General features: G+C 69.4%; 19 protein-coding genes and 1 pseudogene. 14 read left to right on the top strand and 6 right to left on the bottom strand.

Features of this window, described 5'->3' with window-relative positions:
- Positions 1–180 precede the first annotated feature (180 nt).
- Positions 181–729 (top strand): SSI family serine proteinase inhibitor, encoded by a 549-nt coding sequence (locus ACM9NP_RS06195; RefSeq protein ID WP_415645619.1) that lies wholly within the window; start codon positions 181–183, stop codon positions 727–729.
- A gap of 220 nt (positions 730–949) precedes the next feature.
- Here ACM9NP_RS06195 and ACM9NP_RS06200 read toward each other — a convergent pair whose 3' ends face one another.
- The gene (locus ACM9NP_RS06200) at positions 950–1,159 is read right to left on the bottom strand and encodes a DUF3073 domain-containing protein (RefSeq protein WP_415645620.1); all 210 of its coding nucleotides are present in this window, start codon (positions 1,157–1,159) and stop codon (positions 950–952) included.
- Between the two features lie 351 nt (positions 1,160–1,510).
- On the bottom strand, positions 1,511–2,587 hold the full coding sequence (locus ACM9NP_RS06205; protein ID WP_415645621.1) for a Glu/Leu/Phe/Val family dehydrogenase: 1,077 nt from the start codon (positions 2,585–2,587) through the stop codon (positions 1,511–1,513).
- A 176-nt stretch (positions 2,588–2,763) separates the two neighbouring features.
- Here ACM9NP_RS06205 and ACM9NP_RS06210 point away from each other — a divergent pair, with 176 nt between their 5' ends.
- The 4 genes from ACM9NP_RS06210 (at position 2,764) to ACM9NP_RS06225 (ending at position 6,710) form a co-directional block, all read left to right on the top strand.
- A complete protein-coding gene (locus tag ACM9NP_RS06210) occupies positions 2,764–3,573 on the top strand; it encodes a hypothetical protein (RefSeq protein ID WP_415645622.1) in 810 nt (269 codons plus the stop codon).
- A gap of 227 nt (positions 3,574–3,800) precedes the next feature.
- Complete coding sequence (locus ACM9NP_RS06215; RefSeq protein WP_415645623.1) at positions 3,801–4,016, top strand: BldC family transcriptional regulator; 216 nt, start codon at positions 3,801–3,803, stop codon at positions 4,014–4,016.
- 184 nt (positions 4,017–4,200) lie between these two features.
- The gene (locus ACM9NP_RS06220; RefSeq protein ID WP_415645624.1) at positions 4,201–5,037 is read left to right on the top strand and encodes a hypothetical protein; all 837 of its coding nucleotides are present in this window, start codon (positions 4,201–4,203) and stop codon (positions 5,035–5,037) included.
- Positions 5,038–5,315: 278 nt separating this feature from the next.
- Positions 5,316–6,710 carry a MinD/ParA family ATP-binding protein gene (locus ACM9NP_RS06225; RefSeq protein WP_415645644.1) on the top strand — a complete coding sequence of 465 codons (1,395 nt, stop codon included), beginning with the start codon at positions 5,316–5,318 and terminating at the stop codon, positions 6,708–6,710.
- Positions 6,711–6,720: 10 nt separating this feature from the next.
- Here the strand turns inward: ACM9NP_RS06225 and ACM9NP_RS06230 are convergent, their stop codons facing one another.
- Positions 6,721–7,992 (bottom strand): ankyrin repeat domain-containing protein, encoded by a 1,272-nt coding sequence (locus tag ACM9NP_RS06230; protein ID WP_415645625.1) that lies wholly within the window; start codon positions 7,990–7,992, stop codon positions 6,721–6,723.
- A 165-nt stretch (positions 7,993–8,157) separates the two neighbouring features.
- On the opposite strand from ACM9NP_RS06230, the gene ssd reads away from it, so the two are divergent.
- The 6 genes from ssd (at position 8,158) to ACM9NP_RS06260 (ending at position 12,793) form a co-directional block, all read left to right on the top strand.
- Complete coding sequence (ssd, locus tag ACM9NP_RS06235; RefSeq protein WP_415645626.1) at positions 8,158–9,261, top strand: septum site-determining protein Ssd; 1,104 nt, start codon at positions 8,158–8,160, stop codon at positions 9,259–9,261.
- Positions 9,258–10,304 carry a CpaF family protein gene (locus ACM9NP_RS06240; protein ID WP_415645627.1) on the top strand — a complete coding sequence of 349 codons (1,047 nt, stop codon included), beginning with the start codon at positions 9,258–9,260 and terminating at the stop codon, positions 10,302–10,304. Before ssd ends, ACM9NP_RS06240 begins: the two co-directional genes overlap by 4 nt.
- A gap of 287 nt (positions 10,305–10,591) precedes the next feature.
- Positions 10,592–11,857 (top strand): type II secretion system F family protein, encoded by a 1,266-nt coding sequence (locus tag ACM9NP_RS06245; protein WP_415645628.1) that lies wholly within the window; start codon positions 10,592–10,594, stop codon positions 11,855–11,857.
- Positions 11,858–11,889: 32 nt separating this feature from the next.
- Positions 11,890–12,087 (top strand): DUF4244 domain-containing protein, encoded by a 198-nt coding sequence (locus ACM9NP_RS06250; RefSeq protein ID WP_415645629.1) that lies wholly within the window; start codon positions 11,890–11,892, stop codon positions 12,085–12,087.
- A complete protein-coding gene (locus ACM9NP_RS06255; RefSeq protein ID WP_415645630.1) occupies positions 12,078–12,428 on the top strand; it encodes a TadE family type IV pilus minor pilin in 351 nt (116 codons plus the stop codon). The genes ACM9NP_RS06250 and ACM9NP_RS06255 overlap by 10 nt, the downstream gene beginning before the upstream one ends.
- On the top strand, positions 12,425–12,793 hold the full coding sequence (locus ACM9NP_RS06260; RefSeq protein WP_415645631.1) for an Rv3654c family TadE-like protein: 369 nt from the start codon (positions 12,425–12,427) through the stop codon (positions 12,791–12,793). Before ACM9NP_RS06255 ends, ACM9NP_RS06260 begins: the two co-directional genes overlap by 4 nt.
- On the opposite strand, the gene ACM9NP_RS06265 is transcribed toward ACM9NP_RS06260, so the two are convergent.
- The gene (locus ACM9NP_RS06265; RefSeq protein ID WP_415645632.1) at positions 12,765–13,622 is read right to left on the bottom strand and encodes a fructosamine kinase family protein; all 858 of its coding nucleotides are present in this window, start codon (positions 13,620–13,622) and stop codon (positions 12,765–12,767) included. The genes ACM9NP_RS06260 and ACM9NP_RS06265 overlap by 29 nt on opposite strands.
- Positions 13,623–13,729: 107 nt before the next feature.
- Between ACM9NP_RS06265 and ACM9NP_RS06270 the strand changes: the two genes are divergently transcribed.
- Positions 13,730–14,236 carry a GNAT family N-acetyltransferase gene (locus ACM9NP_RS06270; RefSeq protein ID WP_415645633.1) on the top strand — a complete coding sequence of 169 codons (507 nt, stop codon included), beginning with the start codon at positions 13,730–13,732 and terminating at the stop codon, positions 14,234–14,236.
- Positions 14,237–14,281: 45 nt separating this feature from the next.
- Here ACM9NP_RS06270 and ACM9NP_RS06275 read toward each other — a convergent pair whose 3' ends face one another.
- Positions 14,282–16,117 carry an NHL domain-containing thioredoxin family protein gene (locus ACM9NP_RS06275; RefSeq protein ID WP_415645634.1) on the bottom strand — a complete coding sequence of 612 codons (1,836 nt, stop codon included), beginning with the start codon at positions 16,115–16,117 and terminating at the stop codon, positions 14,282–14,284.
- Positions 16,118–16,243: 126 nt separating this feature from the next.
- Here ACM9NP_RS06275 and ACM9NP_RS06280 point away from each other — a divergent pair, with 126 nt between their 5' ends.
- Entirely contained in the window at positions 16,244–16,912 is a 669-nt protein-coding gene (locus ACM9NP_RS06280) for a hypothetical protein (RefSeq protein ID WP_415645635.1), read from the top strand.
- A gap of 141 nt (positions 16,913–17,053) precedes the next feature.
- Here ACM9NP_RS06280 and ACM9NP_RS06285 read toward each other — a convergent pair whose 3' ends face one another.
- Positions 17,054–17,389 carry a hypothetical protein gene (locus ACM9NP_RS06285; RefSeq protein WP_415645636.1) on the bottom strand — a complete coding sequence of 112 codons (336 nt, stop codon included), beginning with the start codon at positions 17,387–17,389 and terminating at the stop codon, positions 17,054–17,056.
- 433 nt (positions 17,390–17,822) lie between these two features.
- On the opposite strand from ACM9NP_RS06285, the pseudogene ACM9NP_RS06290 reads away from it, so the two are divergent.
- Positions 17,823–18,050, top strand: a pseudogene (locus ACM9NP_RS06290) (hypothetical protein); the annotation flags it as partial.

Here is an 18,050-nt window from a genome sequence, read left to right on the forward strand (position 1 = left end):
GCGCGAACGCGCGTTCGCGCAGCTCAGTGGTCGACAGATTGTCCAACATGGATTCTTTCATGGGCTCAGCATAGTCGGCGTATCGCGTGTGGCGCACTTGTTCGACCGGCGCGGCGTCCTCGCCAACTGCCCCACAATCGTTGCGGCGCCGCTTAGAGTGCATCGTTGGGGGTGGTCGACGTGACCAAGAAATCGATGAGGATGGCGGCCATGGTGGCCGGCATCGCCATCATCGCAACAGCCGGAACCGCGGTGGCCCACGCCGCCGAGGCGACGGCGTACGACTTCGGCTTCGGCCCGCCTGGGGGGCCGCTGATACCGCCACGGGCGTTGCCGGTGACACCACCGGACGATGGAGACGCCTCCGGCACTCCAGTCGAACCTGCCGACGGGACCAACTCGGAGGACGGCCTCGGCACCTTTGAACTGACCCTGTCGACGGACGTCGAACGCGCCGTTCGCGTGACGTTGACCTGTCAACCCGAGGGCGGAACGCACCCCGGCGACGTCATGACGGCGTGCTCGCAACTGACCAACGCGAATGGTGAGGTCGCCGCGATCAACCCGTCGGGAATGCTCTGCACCAAGCAGTTCGAACCGATCACCGCGACCCTCGAGGGCACGTGGAACGGACGATCGGTGCGCTACTCCCAGGAGTTCGGGAACGCCTGCGAGGCCAACTCGGTCACCGGCGGTGTCCTGTTCGGATTCTGGGACACGCTGGGGTGATGATCGAACCGGGTCCGTCCGAGTTGGGCGGGCCCGGTCGTCGTGCCTTGGACGGGCACGCCGCGAACTGGCCGGCACGTGAACGGCGGGACCCGGGTACCGCCGTCGACCGCATAGGACGATGACGTCACATGCGGGAGGATCGTGCGGGGATTCGGGGCCGGTGCGGCTGGCCAGACTAACGACACGGCGGCCTTCGCGAGCGAAGGCCACCAACGGGTCACCGAGTGTTCTTCGGTACCCAGTCGTCTTCGCGGGGTTCGGTGTCGTCTCCGTCCGCGTAGCCGGCGTACGGGTCTTCGTAGTCGTCCTCGGCCGACACACCGCCTGACAACTCGCGCTCCAGCGCGTTCAGGTCGGTGTTCGGCGAGTGGTACTTAAGCCGCCGGGCTACCTTCGTCTGCTTAGCCTTCGCTCGGCCGCGCCCCATATGGCTCGACCCCCTCGCACAGAATCATCGGGGTCACCGTGTCGGTGCCCCGGAACAGTTGACATCTCTCGTGGGTCCTACGGTACAGCGCCGGTCGGGGCTTTCCCACCCGGCCCACCGAGGAATTGCGGCAAATCTTCCGGCAGAATCACCATAAATCAGACAAAATGCTGCATTGGTGAAGCCGAATGCGTCCGACATCATGTTTGCCCGATGGGCGCTCGTGTCACAGACGCTAAACGCCTGGTCACCGTTGTTCTCGCGCCCACCGGGAAACATGAACGTGGACTGTGGTCGAATCGCGTCGACGCGGGACCGTCACCTGTGGTCACCCGGTCGACGCGATCGGCGTCACGGCAGATAGATCGACCGCAGTCGACCGACCTCGGCCATCCGTCGCTCCGCGAGACGATCGGCGGCGACCGCGGGCGGAACACCCTCGTCGTCTGCGGTCTTGAGGATCTGACGAGTGATGTCGAAGATCTTCGACGCCCGACGCTTGGCCCGATCGAAGTTGAAACCCTCGATTTCGTCGGCGACTTGGATCACTCCACCGGAGTTGACGAGATAGTCCGGCGCGTACAGGATGCCGCGCTCCGACAACATCTTCTCTACACCGGGGTGCGCCAGCTGGTTGTTCGCCGCACCGCACACGATCTTGGCGGTCAACTGTGGAACCGTCTCGTCGTCGAGCGCGCCGCCGAGCGCGCACGGCGCGTAGACGTCGAGATCCGACGCGATCAGGTCGGCCGTCGACTCGACGAAGGTCGCCTGCGGGTACGTCTCGACGAGCCAGTCGCGTGCGCGTTCCGATACGTCCGTCGCGATGACGGTCGCGCCGTCGTCGATGAGGTGCTTGACGAGGTACCGGCCGACCTTGCCGATGCCGGCGACCCCGACGGTCCGTCCCGCCAGGCTCGGGTTCCCGTACTCGTGCTCGGCCGCGGCCCGCATGCCGCAGAACACGCCGTACGCGGTCAGGATCGACGAGTCACCGGCACCGCCGTGCTCCACCGAGCGACCCGTGACGTACCGGGTCTCCTTCGCGACGATGTCCATGTCCTGGACGTAGGTGCCGACATCGCACGCACTGATGTACCGGCCGCGCAGCGATTCGATGAACCGTCCGTAGGCGCGCAGGAGCGCCTCTGATTTGATCTGCTCAGGGTCACCCCAGATGACCGCCTTGCCGCCGCCGAGGTCGAGACCGGCCAGCGAGTTCTTGTACGCCATGCCCTTCGACAGGTCGAGCACATCACGCAGGGCTTCGTCTTCGGACTCGTACGGGTAGAAACGGGTCCCGCCGAGCGCCGGGCCGAGCGCCGTCGAGTACACAGCGATGATGGCCTTCAAGCCGCTCGCCTTGTCTTGGCAGTAGACGACTTGTTCATGACCGGACAGGTTGTCGGGGGCTTCGAATACGCCCATGATGTGCCGCTCCACGATCTTTATCAGTCCTCGTGGGACTTCTTCGGTGTCGGCGGAGGTGTTCGCCGAACGTCAGACTAAACCTCGTGATCATGTGACGCGAACCGTCTCGACGGTCCCACCTCGCCGCCACTCACGCCTTTGTTTAATTGTGGTCGACGTGCGAAGATCGCGCCGTGCAACCTCCTATTGCGGCGTATCTGCGTGTATACGAACCTCTGGCGGCCTTCGACGACGAGCAGGCCGAATTCTGGCGCCGATACGCGGAGAACGGGCCCCAGGTCTCCGTCGAGGACGGCCCGGCGGTCCAACGCGCGGCGATGTACTCGACCGTGGGAATCGGTTGGGACTCGTTTCCCGACATCGCCCCCCACGCGTACGTCATCGAGGGCCAGCACGGTCCGCTGATCTGTCCGTGGCGGATCCGCCTGCGTTCCGCCGCCGCCGTCCGCTCGTGGCCGGATCGGCTAGGTGAGCAACTCGTCGGCGCCTACACCTCCGAATCGCTGCTCGCGGAAGCCCGCGGCAAGGTCCTGTACCGGCGTTCACCGCGCTGGCATGAGCACATCGCGTTGTGGCGGGTCCCGGTACGGTGGTTCGCGTGCGTTGACCTGGACGAACGCGAGCTGAGCGCCGATCCTGCGGGTCTGCGGTACCGAGTTCCGATGGCCCGCGCGCGCCGACGCACGACGAACGCGATGGAAATTCTGAAAAAATCTCTCGGTCAAGGCAACCCTTTGACCGTCTCGATGCGTCATCAAAGTGAGTGGCTCACCGGGTTCCATTCGCGTGCGCTGGTCGAGATCGACTACGGCGGGCTCGCGGAGACGTTGACGGCCGCTCAGTTGGCCGCCGACGACTCGCCGAAGCTCCTCGGTGACGCGCTGGCGGCGCTGGCTCGCGGTGACGCCGGGGCGGCCTCGTCACGGTACGAGCGGCTGCTCCAGCGCTGGCGTCTCGTGCGCATCCACGAACGCGACAACTGACGCGGATCATCCGATTTCGGATATGTCAGGAATCTCCGCACCTGTCGGCTGAATCACTTTTGACCATTCGTCCTATATTCGTCACCTCCACCACACTGCACGATGGAATAGCGTTTCAACGGGTCTCTTGTCACCGGCGTTCCGCGTCGGAAGCGACCGACTGGCACGGCGACCGTTCTCGGTCGTCCGTGGGAGCGCACCTGACCAGTCAAAAGGAGACAGCAACGATGGCATCGCGAATGCAGGACCCGGAACAGCTGCTCACCCCAGCGGAAGTGGCATCGATGTTCCGCGTCGACCCGAAGACGGTCACGCGGTGGGCGAAGGCGGGGAAGCTGACGGCCATCCGCACGCTCGGCGGGCACCGTCGTTACCGGGAGGCCGAGGTACGGGACCTGCTGCAGGATCAGACCCCCGAACAGCGCGAGACGGCGGCCAGCTAGGCACACGACGGGGTTGTGCCTGCCGCTTGGTCTCCTCGATCCGGCCGAGCGGCGCCGTCACCACCGTGCCACCTCGAATCCCCTCGTAGCCCCGCCCGTCCTCTCGTAGCCCCGCCCGGCGACTCCGCCCACACGCGCCGCACGCCCGACGAACCCGCGATAGCGCCGACGTACCCTTTCAGGCGTGGACGTCACCGTGCTTTCCCTCGTAGACGGCGCGCCCGGCTGCGGTCCCCGCACCCAGGTGCTCGCCTGTTCGGACGCGTTGAAGGGATTGGGTGCGTCCGTCGCGCTCGTCGACGCCTCCGACAACGCCGCCATCGACGCGGCGATCGACGCGACCTCCTCATCCGGCTCCCGGCTGATCGTCGCCGCCGACACCGACGCGCAGGTGCGCGCCGTCGTTCGGCGCGCCGTCCGCCTGCTGGCTCCTCCGCCGAGCAAACGTCCCGACGATCTGCCCGACGATCGAACGATTCCCGACCTGCCGCCGATCGGCATCCTGCCGCTGGCCGAGCGTCCCGCGATCATGGGCGGCCTTGGTCTGCCCGTTACGCCCGCCGAGGTGGCCGCCGCCGTCGTCACCGGGCGCGTCGCGCGCACCGACCTGCTGCGCCATGACGGTGGCGGGGTCACGATCCACGGCGTTCGCATCGGCGGCGGTGACCGGATCTGGCGCGGAAAGATCGCGCTCGACGACGTGATCCTGTCCGACGGGAGCGAACCGCTCGTCACGTGCGTCGTCGCCAACGCCGGTTACGGGGAGGCCGACGGGCTGCCGCTGTGCGAGCCCGACGCCGCCGACGGAGTGATCGACGTCGCGATCGCCACCCCATTCGTCCACCGTGGATTCATCAAGCGCCGCACTCGGATCGAGGTGCGTCGCGCGCGCGGTCGAGCCGTGGCGATCACGCCCGTGGCGGACGTGCCGCACGTCGACGACGGGACCGTCACCGATCTGACGCGGAAGCGCACGTGGTGGATGGAACGCGGCGCGGCCGGTTGGTACACGACGGCCTGAGGCTTTTCTCGTAGGCTTCTTTGTTCCACCGCTGGTCATGGCCGTCTTGTGGCGCCGTACCGTTGATTCGGGCGGATCGCGTCTCTTTGGTGTGAACCGCGGTGTGAGGTGACAAGACGTGCCCGTCGCGAAATGCGGGCGGCTGGTATACCTCAATCAGTGTGACCTGATGAAGCGCTAAGGAGTCGGCAGTGGAGAATCCGCGCAGCAACGACAGCGGGGCCGTGCCATTCGACGGTGCGCCCTCGCCCGATGGTGGGCAGGGCGAGGAGCCCGGTGTGAACGGCCACTGGTCTCCGTTCGCTCCCGCCGGAAACCACAACGACGCACCGGCGGGGCCGCCGACGCCGCCCCATGGGACGCCGACCCCGGCGACTCCGCCACAGGGCCAGGACGGTGGTTACGGACAGCCGTACCCGGCACAGCCGTCCCTGCCCCCTGGCGTCAACCCGGACACCGCGGCCGTTCCGGTCGTCGCTCCGTACCCGCAGGGCCCGCCGCAGGCTCCACAGCACCCTCCGCAGTCCCCGCACCCTCCGCAGGCGCCGCAACACCCGCCCGCCGGTCCCCAGTACCCGCCGCACACCGGTGCCGTGCCGTACCAGCCGCAGTCGGCTCCTCCGGCCTCGGCGCCGCATCCGATGGCGCCGCCGACGTCCGGACCGCCGGTGTTCGTCCCGCAGGAACCGATGTCGGGGCCGCCGATGCAGGCGAACCTTCCGGCCGTGTACGGCGAACCGACTCCGCCGACCGCCGACGACTTCGCCCGTCGACGCACCGCGTCACCGTCGAAGCCGACCGCGTCGATGGGTGCGCGTGCCGTCCTGCGGCGCGGCACCTTCGGTCTCGTCTCGTTGCCGCCCAGCAAATGGGAGCGCGAAGTCCTCCGCTCGACGGACGCCGTCCGTCGCAACTTCGGTGGACTCCGGCAGGTCACCGTCGTCAATCCGAAGGGCGGCGCCGGGAAGACGGTCGCCGTGCTCATGCTCGCGATGAGCTTCGGGCAGCGGCGCGGTGGTTACGTCCTCGCCTGGGACAACAACGAGACGCAAGGCACGCTCGGGATGCGCGCCCAGCAGGACTTCCACAACCGGACGGTCCGAGACCTGCTGAGCGACCTCACGCACTTCCAAGGGCCGACGGGGCGAGTCGGCGACCTGTCCCAGTACGTCAGGTCGCAGGGTGAGGCGATGTTCGACGTGCTCGCCTCCGACGAGTCGGCCACAGCGGGGGAGATGCTGACCTCGCAGGCCTTCGGCGACATCCGACAGATCGTCAGCCGCTTCTACAAGCTGATCGTGGTCGACACCGGCAACAACGTCCGCGCCGCCAACTGGCAGTCCGCCATGGACGCGACGGATCAGCTCGTCATCACGATGTCCGCGCGCAACGACTCGGCTGAGACGGCGGCCAGGATGCTCGACCACCTGGAGCAATCCGGCCGGACCGAACTGGTGCGCCGGGCCGTCACGGTCGTGTCGATGCCCGCTCACCGCAAGGACCTCGACCTGCCCGCCGTCCAACGCCACTTCGCGGCCCGGACTCGGTCGGTGCTGTTGGCGCCGTACGAGAAGCTCCTCGATTCCGGTGAACCGATCCGGTACGGCATGTTGTCGCAGGCGACGAAGGAGGCCTGGCTCAAGATCGCGGCGGCGGTCGCGGAGGGGCTCTGAGCTTTCGCTCCTACCTCTGGTCGACGGCGTCGCGCAGCAGCGCGGCGGTCGGGCCGTACTGCGGGTGGCGGTCCCCCTCGTACCATCTCGTCGCCCCCTCGTGCGCGGCCCGCAGGTCCTCGTCGGAGACGTGGTGACGTAGCACCACCTCGGTGAGCGCCACCAGGATCTCGCCGGGGACCTCTTCCTTGTAGTAGCCGAGGCTCCCGAACAGACCGGGCAGGGCTCCGGCCGTGGAGCCGCCCAGGTCGAGGAACAGCCGGAGCTCGTTCACTCGATTGCGGAGGCGCTCGGTGTCGCCGTACGGCAGTGACGACGTGAGGTCTCCCGCCGTCTTGCCCGCGAGTCGTCCGCTGGTGCCTCCGGCCGCGATGAGTCCCGCCGTGAGCTCCGTGTCGTAATGTCGGGCGCGTGCGGCGAGGTCGAGCAGGCGGTCTCCGCCGTGGTTCGTCGCGTTGACCGGTGCCCCCGCCGCGACCAGGGCTTGAACGATCGCGCGGTGCGCGTCGGATTCGATCGAACGCGAACACGGCAGGACGTCGCCGTCCCTGATACCCGCGAAGTGCGGGGCGTTTCCGAACTCCGCCTGCGCGGTCGGGTCGGCCCCGGCCTCGAGTAGGGCGGAGACGGCCGCGATCCGACGGTGGGCGACCGCGTGATGCAACGCCGTCATTCCCCGCTCGTCGAGGGCGTTCGGATCGGCGCCCGCGTTCAACGCCCGCGCGATGCCGTCCCGGTCACCGGTGGCGGCGGCCATGCGCAGTTCCATGCCCACCGAGGCGAGGGAACCGACGGGTTGGAGTTCGACGATCGCGACGGCCTGCTCCTGGTGTGGTGGAGCGGCGCTGGCCAGCAGCGTGAACCGGGCGCCAGGGAAGAGCACGAGAGCGTTCCCGAGGTAGGGGTCCTCGTGATGATCCGAAGTCACGAGGTCGAACGGACCGGTGAAGCCCAGGAGGAAACAGCCGAGGGCGTGACGTCTCGGGTCGGAGATCCGGCGGAGAAGTTCCCGTTCTGGGTCGGTGAGCTCCTCGTCGGGATCGATCCCGTCCGTGAAGGCGTTCGGATCGACGTCTCCGGTCAGATCGGCGGCGAGCACGTCGAGAGCGTCGATGAGGGTGGGGGCTTCGCCGATGACGACGGCCTCGATCGGCTCGCCGTCGTCATCCTCGTCGTCCCCGTATTGGTCGTAGCCGACGACCGCGTAACCGTCGTTCGGGGTGGGAACGGCGCGATCCTCGCCCGCCAGGAAAGACAAGACGTCGACGATGTCCATGCTCATGACAGGCGATCGTGCCGCACGGGTGTGACACGGCGCCGAAAGTAACTGTCCACTGTGGGTTTTCCACAATAGGTGGGTTATCCACAAGCTCGATGAGGAGCGTTTGCCTCGCCGCCCGTGTCTCCGGTGAAGTGGTGTCACGACCATTCACATCGGGGGAATCACATGGCGTCGACCAGCCTTGACCGGCCCAGCGGCCGTCACTGTCCACTATTCGTGACGGCGGACGCCGCCGTCCTCACCGAGCTCGAGCGATTGGCCACCGTGGCGGGTGTCGACCATCGCTCGGCCGTCGATCCGACCGAGGCGGCCCGACACTGGCTGTCCGCGTCGCTCGTCGTCATCGGGGCGGACGTCGCGACCGCCGTGGCCGACGCGCGCCTACCCGTACGCGACGGCCTCGTGCTGCTCACCGGGGCCGACCTGCCGTACGACCGGGCCTGGCCGCTCGCCCTGGCGATGGGGGTCGACCAGGTCGCCAGCCTGCCGGAGTCCTCCGGTTGGTTCTGCGATCGGCTCGTCCCCACGGCGCGGCTGGCCGAGCCCCCGGTCATCGCGGTCATCGGTGCCGGGGGTGGCGCCGGGGCGAGCACGCTCGCCTCGACCGTCTCCCTCGTCTCGGCCCGCCGTGGTGTCGAGACGACGCTGATCGACGCCGACACACAGGGAGGCGGCCTCGACCTGGCTCTCGGGTGGGAATCCGTCGTCGGCCTGCGCTGGCCCTCCCTGACGGACCGCCTCGGGCCGATCGATCGCACTCGGTGGCGGGACTGCCTGCCGCACCGCAACGGTCTCGCCGTCCTCTCCGCCGAGGCCGGTCGCCCCGTCGCCCCGAGCGCGATCACGATGGCGGCGGTCATCGACGTGTCCCGGCGGACGAGCGAGCTCACCATCGTCGACGTGCCTCGATACGGCGGCATCGCGGCGACGCGCCCGGCCGACCTGCTCGTCGTCGTGGTGTCCGCCGAGGTGCGCGCGGTCGCCGCGGCCCGCAGTGTCATCGCCCAGCACTCGGTGGGAGTGGGGAACGTCGGGATCGTGGTCCGTCGTTCGGCCTCGGGCTGGCCCGCCGGCCGAGATATCGCCGAGGTTCTGCGGGTGCCTCTGCTCGGAGAGCTCCCCGAGGACCGTCGCGTTCCTCGGCTGATCGAAAGCGGACGGTTCGGTGTCCGCGCGTGCCACACCGCTCTCGTCCCCGCCGCGGAGGCGATTCTCGCGGAAGTCGTCCCCGGAACGCGGAAGGCCCGTGAGGCGGTGTGCGCGGCATGATCACCGCCTCGCGAGATGGTGTGCTCGGCGTGATGGCGTCCCCGATGTCGCCGCTCGATCGGTTGCTCGAGCTGCTCGGCGACGACCATGTGTCCGATGTGTTCGTCAACGGCGTCGGCCCCGCGCACGTGGACCGTTCCGGTCGGCCCGAACTCGTCGAGATCGGCGCGGACGATCCGTCGATCGTCCGTGACCTGGCCGTTCGACTGGCGGCCATGGGAGGGCAGCGCCTGGACGACGCCCGGCCATGGGTGGACGCGGCTCTGCCCGGCGGCACACGAGTCCACGCGGTTCTTCCGCCCATCGCGGTGAACGGCCCCTATCTCAGCCTTCGCAACCACCCGCGGCGAACCCGCGACCTGAGCGAACTGTGCGCGGTCGGGACGCTCGACGTCGACGGCGCTTCGCTCGTGCGCGCCGTCGTCGCCGCCCGGTTGCCGTTCCTCGTCACCGGCGGAGCGGGCACCGGCAAGACGACGTTGCTCGGCGCGCTCCTGTCGGAATGCCCGTTCGACGAACGCCTGCTCCTCATTGAGGACACCCCCGAACTGTCCACAAGGCATCCACAGGTGATCCGGTTGGCGACGCGAGACGCCAACATCGAGAACGTCGGCGCCGTCGACATGCGCGAACTCGTGCGTCAGGCACTGCGGATGCGGCCCGACCGCGTCGTCATCGGCGAATGTCGTGGCCCCGAGATCATGGAACTCCTGACCGCGTTGAACACCGGGCACGCCGGCGGCGCGGGCACCCTCCACTGCAACAGCCCCGACGATGTCCTCAGCAGGCTCGCGGCCCTCGCGCTGCCCCATGGCGTCGACGAGGCCACCCTCCACGCGATGGTTCTCTCCGCACTGAACGTGATCATCCACATGCGACGAAATGGCGCGGTCCGCGTCGTAGAGACGATCGGCGTCATCGACCGCGCACCTCGTTCGACCAAGCCCCGGATCGTCCCGGCGTGGACGCGCGGGAACGGGCTCGGACGCGCCCGCGACACGTTGTCGGAGCTCATCGCCGCCGCCGACACGGGGAGGTCGTGATGCGGGCGGCCAACAGGCTCGACCGGCGCCGACAGCGGCCCGTACCGGCGCCGTTGGTCGTCGGCGACCTGACCCGGTCGAGCGATGAACCGACCCTGGGCACCGTGCCACGGTCGGGGGCGGCCACTCGATCCACACCGACCTTGCGGACCGCCTCCCTCACCGGCTCCCGAGAGACCGAAACGGAAGCGCCGAACGTGCCGTCGGTGTCCGACCCCGGAATGCCATCGCGACCGGTGCCGCCCACTACCGTCCCGGAACGCGGAGAGCGCGCCGGTCGGAGGCGCGTGGCGATCGCCGCCACCATGGTCGCGGTGCTCGCCGCGACCTACCTCGGGGGTCCCGCGTGGTTGATCGTCGGCGGGTACATCGCTGCGCTGTGGCGAGGTGTGAGGCGTCGCCGACTCGCCGCGGTCCGAGCGTCGCGGATCACCGCCGCCCGGCATCGGCTCGACGTGATGGCGGCGGACCTCCGCGCGGGCGTTCCCGCCTCCGACATACTCGCCGAGGCGTTGAACGCCGTCGACGTTCACCCGGAGTTGCGTCGTCTCCGCGACCGCCTCGGCGTGGTCGAGAGGCTGACGGCGCGGGTCGGGGTCGGCGCCGCCGAACTCCTCGAACGCGTCGCCGTGGACGAACGCGCGCGTGCCCGCCTGGAACGCGTCAACCTGGCGCAGACGGCCGGTGGGGCCGCGAGCGCCCGCCTACTCTCCTTGCTTCCGTTCGCGGGGATCCTCCTCGGCGAGGCGCTCGGCGCTCGACCTCTGGAGTGGTTGTTCGGCACGGGAGCCGGGGCTCTCGCCTTCGCCACGGCGGCGGTGCTTCACGGTGTGGGCGCGGCGTGGGCGAATCGAGTGATCCACCCACGGTCGACGCCGGACGCCTCGCCGTCGTCCACGGCGTCGGCTCGTATGTCCAGGCTCCGCTCGTGGCGCGCCCACGCGGTGCGGACCGCGCGACGGCGATCGGTCCTGATCGCGATCGCCGCGACCGTCGCCATCACGGCGGCCGCCGCCGTCGTGTCACCGATCCTGTTGGCGGCCTTGGTCGCCGTTCCTCGGCTCGCGCGGACCGGCGCCCGCCAATGGGGCGAACGGCGGCGACGAGCCTTCCTCGCGACGGCGGCCCGTGCGTTGCCGTTCGCCCTCGACCTGCTCGCGGCATGCCTGCGAGCGGGTGCGCCCCTGCCCGAGGCGGTCGGCGCCGTCGCCGAGGTCGTTCCGCCCTCGCTCGCCGTCCGGTTCCGGTCCGTCGAGAGGGCGTTGCGGTGCGGCGAGCCTGACCCCTACGCGGCCTGGGCAGACGTTCCCGGGGGTGATCGGTTGACGCGGGCGGCCGCCCGCAGCGCCCGGACCGGTGCCGGCCTCGCCGACGGTCTCATCGCGACGGCCGAGGACCTGCGCGCCGATCACGCTCTGGACGCCGAGGTGTCGGCCGCGCGCTCAGGGGTGTGGCTCGTTCTGCCCCTGTGCCTGTGTTTTCTCCCGGCGTTCATCGTCGCCGGGCTCGTGCCCATCGTCATGTCGATCATCGGGCAGGCGATACCACAGTGACAATCCATATTGGAAACCATTTGGGGGTAACAATGTTCGAACGCACACGGAGGATCACGGCGCTCGTCAAGGCTCGCTGGTCCGGCGAAGCGGGCATGAGCACCGTCGAGTACGCGGTCGGGACCATCGCCGCCGTCGCGCTCGCCGGAGTGTTGCTCAAAGTCGTCGGATCGGAATCGGTCGAGTCGGCCCTCGCCGATCTCATCGCGAAGGCGTTGACATGGGAGTGACGGACCCACGGCAACGCGGCTACGTCACGGCCGAACTCGCCGCGGCCCTGCCCGTCCTCGTCCTCGTGCTAGGGGCCGCGCTGTTCGCGGTCCTCGCCGCCGCGACCCACATCCGCGCGACCGACGCCGCCCGGGACGCGGCACTCGCGGCCGCTCGCGGCGCCCCGATCGTCGACGGGGCACTCCCCGAGGGGGCCCGGGTCGCGATCGATCACGACGAGGCGTCCGTCGCGGTGACCGCCACCGTGACCATCCCACTGCGACCGTTTCCCGGCATCGCACCCGCGATGACGATAACCGCGACCGCCACGGCGGCAACCGAACCCGGCGAACCGTCATGACCACAGGGGAGGAGGGCAGCGCCTCGGTGATGGTGCTCGCGGTCAGTCTCGTCGTTCTCGTCGTCGCGCTCGCCGTCACGGGAGCCAGCACCGCCATCGCGGCGGGGCACCGGGCCCGCACGGGAGCGGACCTGGCCGCGCTCGCGGCGGCGGCGCACGCGGCCGCCGGAACCGAGGTCGCCTGCGGAGCGGCGGCCGAGATCGCCTCCGCCAACGCCACCCGCGTCGTCGCGTGTTCGGTGACGGGCGCGGAGGCCGTCGTCACGGTCGCCGCCGAGTTGCCGAGGCCGATGGCCGGTCTCGCCGAGCCGAGATCGACGGCGAGAGCCGGGCCGGTCAGCGGTACCGACGGGCGATCGTCATGAGCCGGTCGCGCGCGCTGGAACCGAACGCCGCCACGTCGACGAGCAGCGGGTACAGCTGGTGCAGGCCCTGCCGTTCCCGCCAGCCGGGTTCGAGCGGCCACACGCTCTCGTACCCCGCGATGATCGACTCGAGGTGCGGCGGCTCATCGAGGGCGAGGGTCGACAGATCCGTCTCGCGATGGCCGCCGTGGGCACTCGGGTCGATGAACCATCCGTCCCCGGCGGCGTCCCAGTGCAGATTGGCGGTCCGCAGATCGCCGTGCAGCCGGGAGACGGGTTCGTCGTCGGCGTCGGGGATCCGGCTCAGCGCGGCATTCACGATGGCCGCGTCGGCGTCGTCGAGGTTCCCCGTGATGACGCACCGCGTGAGCAGCGTGGTCAACCGATTCCGGAACCAGTCCGCCCACGGCCGCGTCGACGGGGAATTGTCGACCGCGACCGAACCCACGTACCCGGCCCACTCCGCGCCCCAAGCCGAGGCTCCGGCGCGGTGGGTTCTCGCGAGAGCGGCACCCAAGGCCGAGGCCCCGGCCGCCGTCGGTTCGCCGGACGACAGCCATCGCGTCACCAGCAGTGTCTCCGTTCCACACCAGACCCGGGGAACGGGGGCGCCCGCCTCGGTGAGCCATTCGAGGCCGCGCCGCTGCGCGGGCAGCAGGTCGGCGGGCTCCCTCTCGTGCAGCTTCGCGAACACGTCCGTACCGTCGTCGAACGTCAATCGCTGCGCCACACTCGTGACCCCACCGTCGATCGGGGTGAAGCGGATGCGCTGGTGTTCGACCAGCATCGGAAGTCGGTGTGGATGCGCGCGCAGATATTCAAGGTCCACACGTCGACGGTACGGAAACCCCGGAGGTGTGCCCGATTCGGGCCGCCGCGTCGTCCCGCGCGTCGAATTGCCGTTGAGCACGGCCCGGGGTGGAGTAGGAATGTGACATGAGCGTCGACATTCGAGGTTATCGGCCAGCGGACCATCCACATTGCCGGGATCTCTGGGTTGAGCTCGTCGAGGAGCATCGGCGGTTGTACGCCGACGGCGGCTTCGGCGGTGCCGATCCGGGTGCGGGCTTCGAGGACTACGTGACTCGGTTGAACCTGTCCGGGCTGTGGGTGGCCGTCACCGACGCGGATCTGATCGTCGGCATGACCGGTCTCCTGATCGACGGTCGGCACGGTGAGGTCGATCCGTTGGTCGTCGCCGAGCCGATGCGGGAATCCGGCATCGGGACTCTGCTTCTGGAGAGGGTGACGGAGGAGGCGCGCCGCCGCGAACTGCAGTACCTGTCGATGCGCCCGTTCACCCGCAACGTCGCGGGCTTGCGCACCCTGCACGACGCGGGCTTCACGAACCTGTCCCGAGTCACCGTGACGCGGCCTCTGGCGGAGACAGGGCCGGAACCCTTGGCGGGCATCCGACTGCACGATCTCGACTTCGACTACTGACGTCGCCGCGCGGCACCGAAGTCGGCGCCACGCGGCCGACCGAGGTCAGTCGTTCGACGCGCCTCGGTCATCCGGCTCGGCGCCGCGCAGCATCAACGTCAGCGTCGACGGGCCACCGTCGACGATCCGGACCGGTACACCCCAGTCCTGTCGGGTGAGGTGGCACGCGGGATTGACGGCTTCGCTGTCACAGGTCGCCGCCTGCGCGACGATCTGCAGAACCCCACCCTCGTGCCCATCGGCGATGAGGAGCTCGCGCTCCAGGTCGGTGCCGTCACCCGCCCCGTCGGCGAGTAGCCCCGGCGGGTCCGCCGTGACGGCCAGCCGAGTCGAGGGGCCGAAGGTGTCATCGAACTTCTCGCCGTTTGCGGGCTCGAACACCACCCTCAGGGTCAGCTTCCCCGGCGCGATGTCCGTCGCGGCGCGCACGACGCGCTCGCGTCGACCGCCGACGGCGCGTCGCTCGATCTCGGGGCGAACGAGCCGGTGCGCGGCCGACTCGACAACGAGTGGCTCCGTCTCCCCGGGGACGATGTCGCTCGGTTCCGCCAGCCCGGTCACGAGCGTCGAGACCTCGCCCGTGCCGGGGTCGTACTCGCGCAGGGCGCCGTTGTACGTGTCGGCGATGAGGACGACGCCCGTCGCGGTGACCGCCACTCCGAGCGGATGCTGGAGCAGCGCTTCGGCACTCGGTCCGTCGACGTGGCCGAAGTCGAACAGACCCGCGCCGATGACGGTGTGGATGCGCTCGTTCTCGATGTAGCGCAGCGCCGAGGTCTCCGAGTCGACGATCCAGAGTCGGTCTCCATCGGCCGCGAGCCCCGACGGCTGCGCCATGAAGGCCTCCTCGACGGGGCCGTCCCTCAAGCCCTCCACTGTGGTGCCACAGTAGACGCCGGTGGTGGCGGTCGTCGGATCGAACCACCAGAGTTGATGCACGCCCGCCATCGCGATGACGACCCGGTCGTCGAACCACGCCAGGTCCCACGGGGACGACAGGTCCGTCGCGAGCGCGTCATGCGCGTGGAAGTCGACGTCGGAACGCCACGGTCGTCCCGTTCCCGCGACGGTCTTCACCTCGCCCGTCTCAAGGGAGACCCCACGGAGTCGGTGGTTGACGGTGTCGGCGACGAGGAGTTCGTAGCCGACCCGCGCCGCGACCGTCGCGGGCAGGACGCACAGGCCCTGAGGTTCGCTGAAACGCGCGACGTCCGGTGCGCCGTCGCGGTCACCGCGTTCGCCGTCGCCGATGACCCGGACGATCGAGCCTCCGTCCGCGTCGAGTTCGACGAGTCGGTGCCTGGCCGAGTCGGTCGCCATCAGCGTTCCTCCCGGCAACCGGATCGCCTTGCCGGGAAAACGCAGCAGCGTGTCCGCCGTCTTCGGCGCGACGTGCGGTCCTGGACCCTCGACGAGGGTGCCGTCGTCACGGTGCTTCGCGACCAGATCGCCGACGATCCGATCGAGGCTCTGCGCGTGCCCTTCACCGGCCATGGTGGACACCACGTAACCGTTGGGGTCGATCACCGCGAGCGTCGGCCACGCTCGCGCCGCATACGCGTCCCATATGGACAGGTCGGGATCGTTGACGACGGGGTGATCGACTCCGTAGCGCTCCACGGCGGCCGCGAGCGCCCGCGCGTCCCGCTCGTGCGTGAACTTCGGGGAGTGCACCCCGATGACCACCAGCTCGTCCCGGTACTTGTCCTCCAGCGGCCGCAACTCGTCAAGGACGTGCAGGCAGTTGATGCAGCAGAACGTCCAGAAGTCGAGGAGGACGATCTTTCCTCGCAGGTCGGAGATGCCCAGTCGCGCGCCGCCGGTGTTGAGCCACCCGGCCCCGGCCAGTTCAGGGGCGCGAACACGTGATTGAGAAGCCATGCCCATATCCAACCTCATCGGCCCGGGGGCCTATTCCGCTTGTCTCGGTCTACGCTGCCGTGCAAGTCCAAGTACAGGAGGAAAGAGTTGGGCGCGAACGGGAAAGAGACAACCTCGGGTGATCCGGTGCGGGGGTTCATGGCGCTGCCGGGGCGACCAGACGACGGGAAGGGACTGTTCCTGCGATGTCTGGAGGACGTGGTCCGGGTACTCGGTCTCGATGTCGCCTCGGAGTCGGATGCCGATGACTCGTGGACATGGGAGACCCGAGCACGAGTGGCACTGCGCGAGGCGAACAGTCGAGAACTGGTCGTTTCCGAGACGGCATGCGAGGCGCTGATCAGGACGGCGGTGTACGACCCGAATCCGAGCTTCAATCGCCAGTTCGTCGAGCCCGCACTGAACGCGTTCGGCCACCGAGTCGTCAAAACCGCGCTCCTCGACTATCTGCGGACGGGCACCAACCGGGAACGGGCGGGCGCCGCGCGAGCCTGGTACTGGTCGGCTCTGCCCCTTCGGCTTCCTCACGTGAGAGCGGAGGGGCAAGACGCCGGGAGCCGGCCGGCGTCCGATGACACATCCGAAATCGTGGGTGAGTGGAGAGAGATCGCGTTGCGGGAGTTCGTGAGCAACGACGACCTGGATGTTCGGCGCTGCATTCTCCCCGGCTTGTCACTTTGGAAATCGGCCTACCCGTCGGAGTCGCATGACCTTGTGGAGGCGGCGGTGGCGATCGCCCGAGCTCATCCGGACGAGTACATCCGACACCGTGTGGAGCATCAGGTCCGTGGCTGACCGGCCGCCGTGGCCGTGACCTCGTGGACGCTTCCGCTCCGGACGCCGTCGTCACGGTCGACGGTGTCCGTGGGCCGGGCGTTCCGGGGGACGCGAACGGGGCGGGACGCCACAAGCGTCCCGCCCCGTTCAGCGTTCGTTCTACTCGCCGGCCGGCTCTCCGATCGGCGACAGGCAGTAGATCTGCATGTCGTCGCCGCTGCCGAGCTCGACGACGGGCTGGGTCGGGTCCTCGCACTTGGCGCGGTCGTCGACCTCCTTGGTGATCTTGTAATCGCCGGAGCCCGCCTCGTCGCAGCTGATCGCGACGGCGTTGGTGTCCTCTTGACGGACGCACGATCCGGCCTCGAAGCCGGGCGTGGCGAACATCTGCATGCCAAGGAAGACGATCGCGCCGATGAGCACGAGAACGCCGACGATGCCGCCGATGATCAGGCCGAGCTTCTTCTTGTCACCGGCGGGTTTGCCTTCAGGCATACCGGGGACGGGCTGGCCGTAGGGGCCGGGGCCACCCGGTCCACCAGGCCCACCCGGTCCAACGGGTCCACCAGGCCCACCCGGTCCCATCGGTGCACCGGGGCCACCCGGAGCTCCTGGAGGACCGTACGGGTCCGGCTGGCTCGGCTGCCCGAACTGGTCGGGCTGACCCGACGTCGGGACCGGGCCGGGGCCGGACGGCGCGCCCCACTGGCCGGGCTGGTGCGCCGGCTGCGGCGCGGTGGAACCCGCGGGTGGCGCGGACTGCGGCTGGGAGCCGGGCGGCGGACCGCCCCACAACGGGACGCCCGCTTGCAGCTCGCCGGGCTGGCCGGGAGCAGCCGGGGGCGGCTGCGGCGCGCCTGGCGGCGGCATCGGGATGCGCTGAGTGGCGTCCTCCGGCGCACCGGAGACCGGCGCCGGAGGAGCCGAAGTGACCGGAGGAGCCGAGGTGACCGGGGGAGCGGACGTCGGATACATCGGGGGCGCCGGAGGCGCGGAGGTGACCGGCGGCGCGGGCGGACCCGACGTCGGAGCCGGTGGTGGCGGAGTCGCGGCGGGAGGCGTCGGCTGTGGGATCACAGCGGTGCCGTCCTCGTCATTCGACGTTCCCGGCGGCGGTGTGGGCGCACCGTACGCGGGCGGGGGAGGAGTCATGGGC

Source organism: Stackebrandtia soli, from assembly GCF_965137155.1.
Lineage (GTDB): Bacteria > Actinomycetota > Actinomycetes > Mycobacteriales > Micromonosporaceae > Stackebrandtia > Stackebrandtia soli.

What these genes read in the sequence shown, in the direction of transcription:
- ACM9NP_RS06200 (WP_415645620.1), bottom strand. Translation starts at nt 1,159, where the DNA reads ATGGGGCGCGGCCGAGCGAAGGCTAAGCAGACGAAGGTAGCCCGGCGG.
- ACM9NP_RS06230 (WP_415645625.1), bottom strand. Translation starts at nt 7,992, where the DNA reads ATGAGCATGGACATCGTCGACGTCTTGTCTTTCCTGGCGGGCGAGGAT.
- ACM9NP_RS06205 (WP_415645621.1), bottom strand. Translation starts at nt 2,587, where the DNA reads ATGGGCGTATTCGAAGCCCCCGACAACCTGTCCGGTCATGAACAAGTC.
- ACM9NP_RS06260 (WP_415645631.1), top strand. Translation starts at nt 12,425, where the DNA reads ATGACCACAGGGGAGGAGGGCAGCGCCTCGGTGATGGTGCTCGCGGTC.
- ACM9NP_RS06255 (WP_415645630.1), top strand. Translation starts at nt 12,078, where the DNA reads ATGGGAGTGACGGACCCACGGCAACGCGGCTACGTCACGGCCGAACTC.
- ACM9NP_RS06270 (WP_415645633.1), top strand. Translation starts at nt 13,730, where the DNA reads ATGAGCGTCGACATTCGAGGTTATCGGCCAGCGGACCATCCACATTGC.
- ACM9NP_RS06215 (WP_415645623.1), top strand. Translation starts at nt 3,801, where the DNA reads ATGGCATCGCGAATGCAGGACCCGGAACAGCTGCTCACCCCAGCGGAA.
- ssd (WP_415645626.1), top strand. Translation starts at nt 8,158, where the DNA reads ATGGCGTCGACCAGCCTTGACCGGCCCAGCGGCCGTCACTGTCCACTA.
- ACM9NP_RS06285 (WP_415645636.1), bottom strand. Translation starts at nt 17,389, where the DNA reads ATGCCTGAAGGCAAACCCGCCGGTGACAAGAAGAAGCTCGGCCTGATC.
- ACM9NP_RS06275 (WP_415645634.1), bottom strand. Translation starts at nt 16,117, where the DNA reads ATGGCTTCTCAATCACGTGTTCGCGCCCCTGAACTGGCCGGGGCCGGG.
- ACM9NP_RS06240 (WP_415645627.1), top strand. Translation starts at nt 9,258, where the DNA reads ATGATCACCGCCTCGCGAGATGGTGTGCTCGGCGTGATGGCGTCCCCG.
- ACM9NP_RS06250 (WP_415645629.1), top strand. Translation starts at nt 11,890, where the DNA reads ATGTTCGAACGCACACGGAGGATCACGGCGCTCGTCAAGGCTCGCTGG.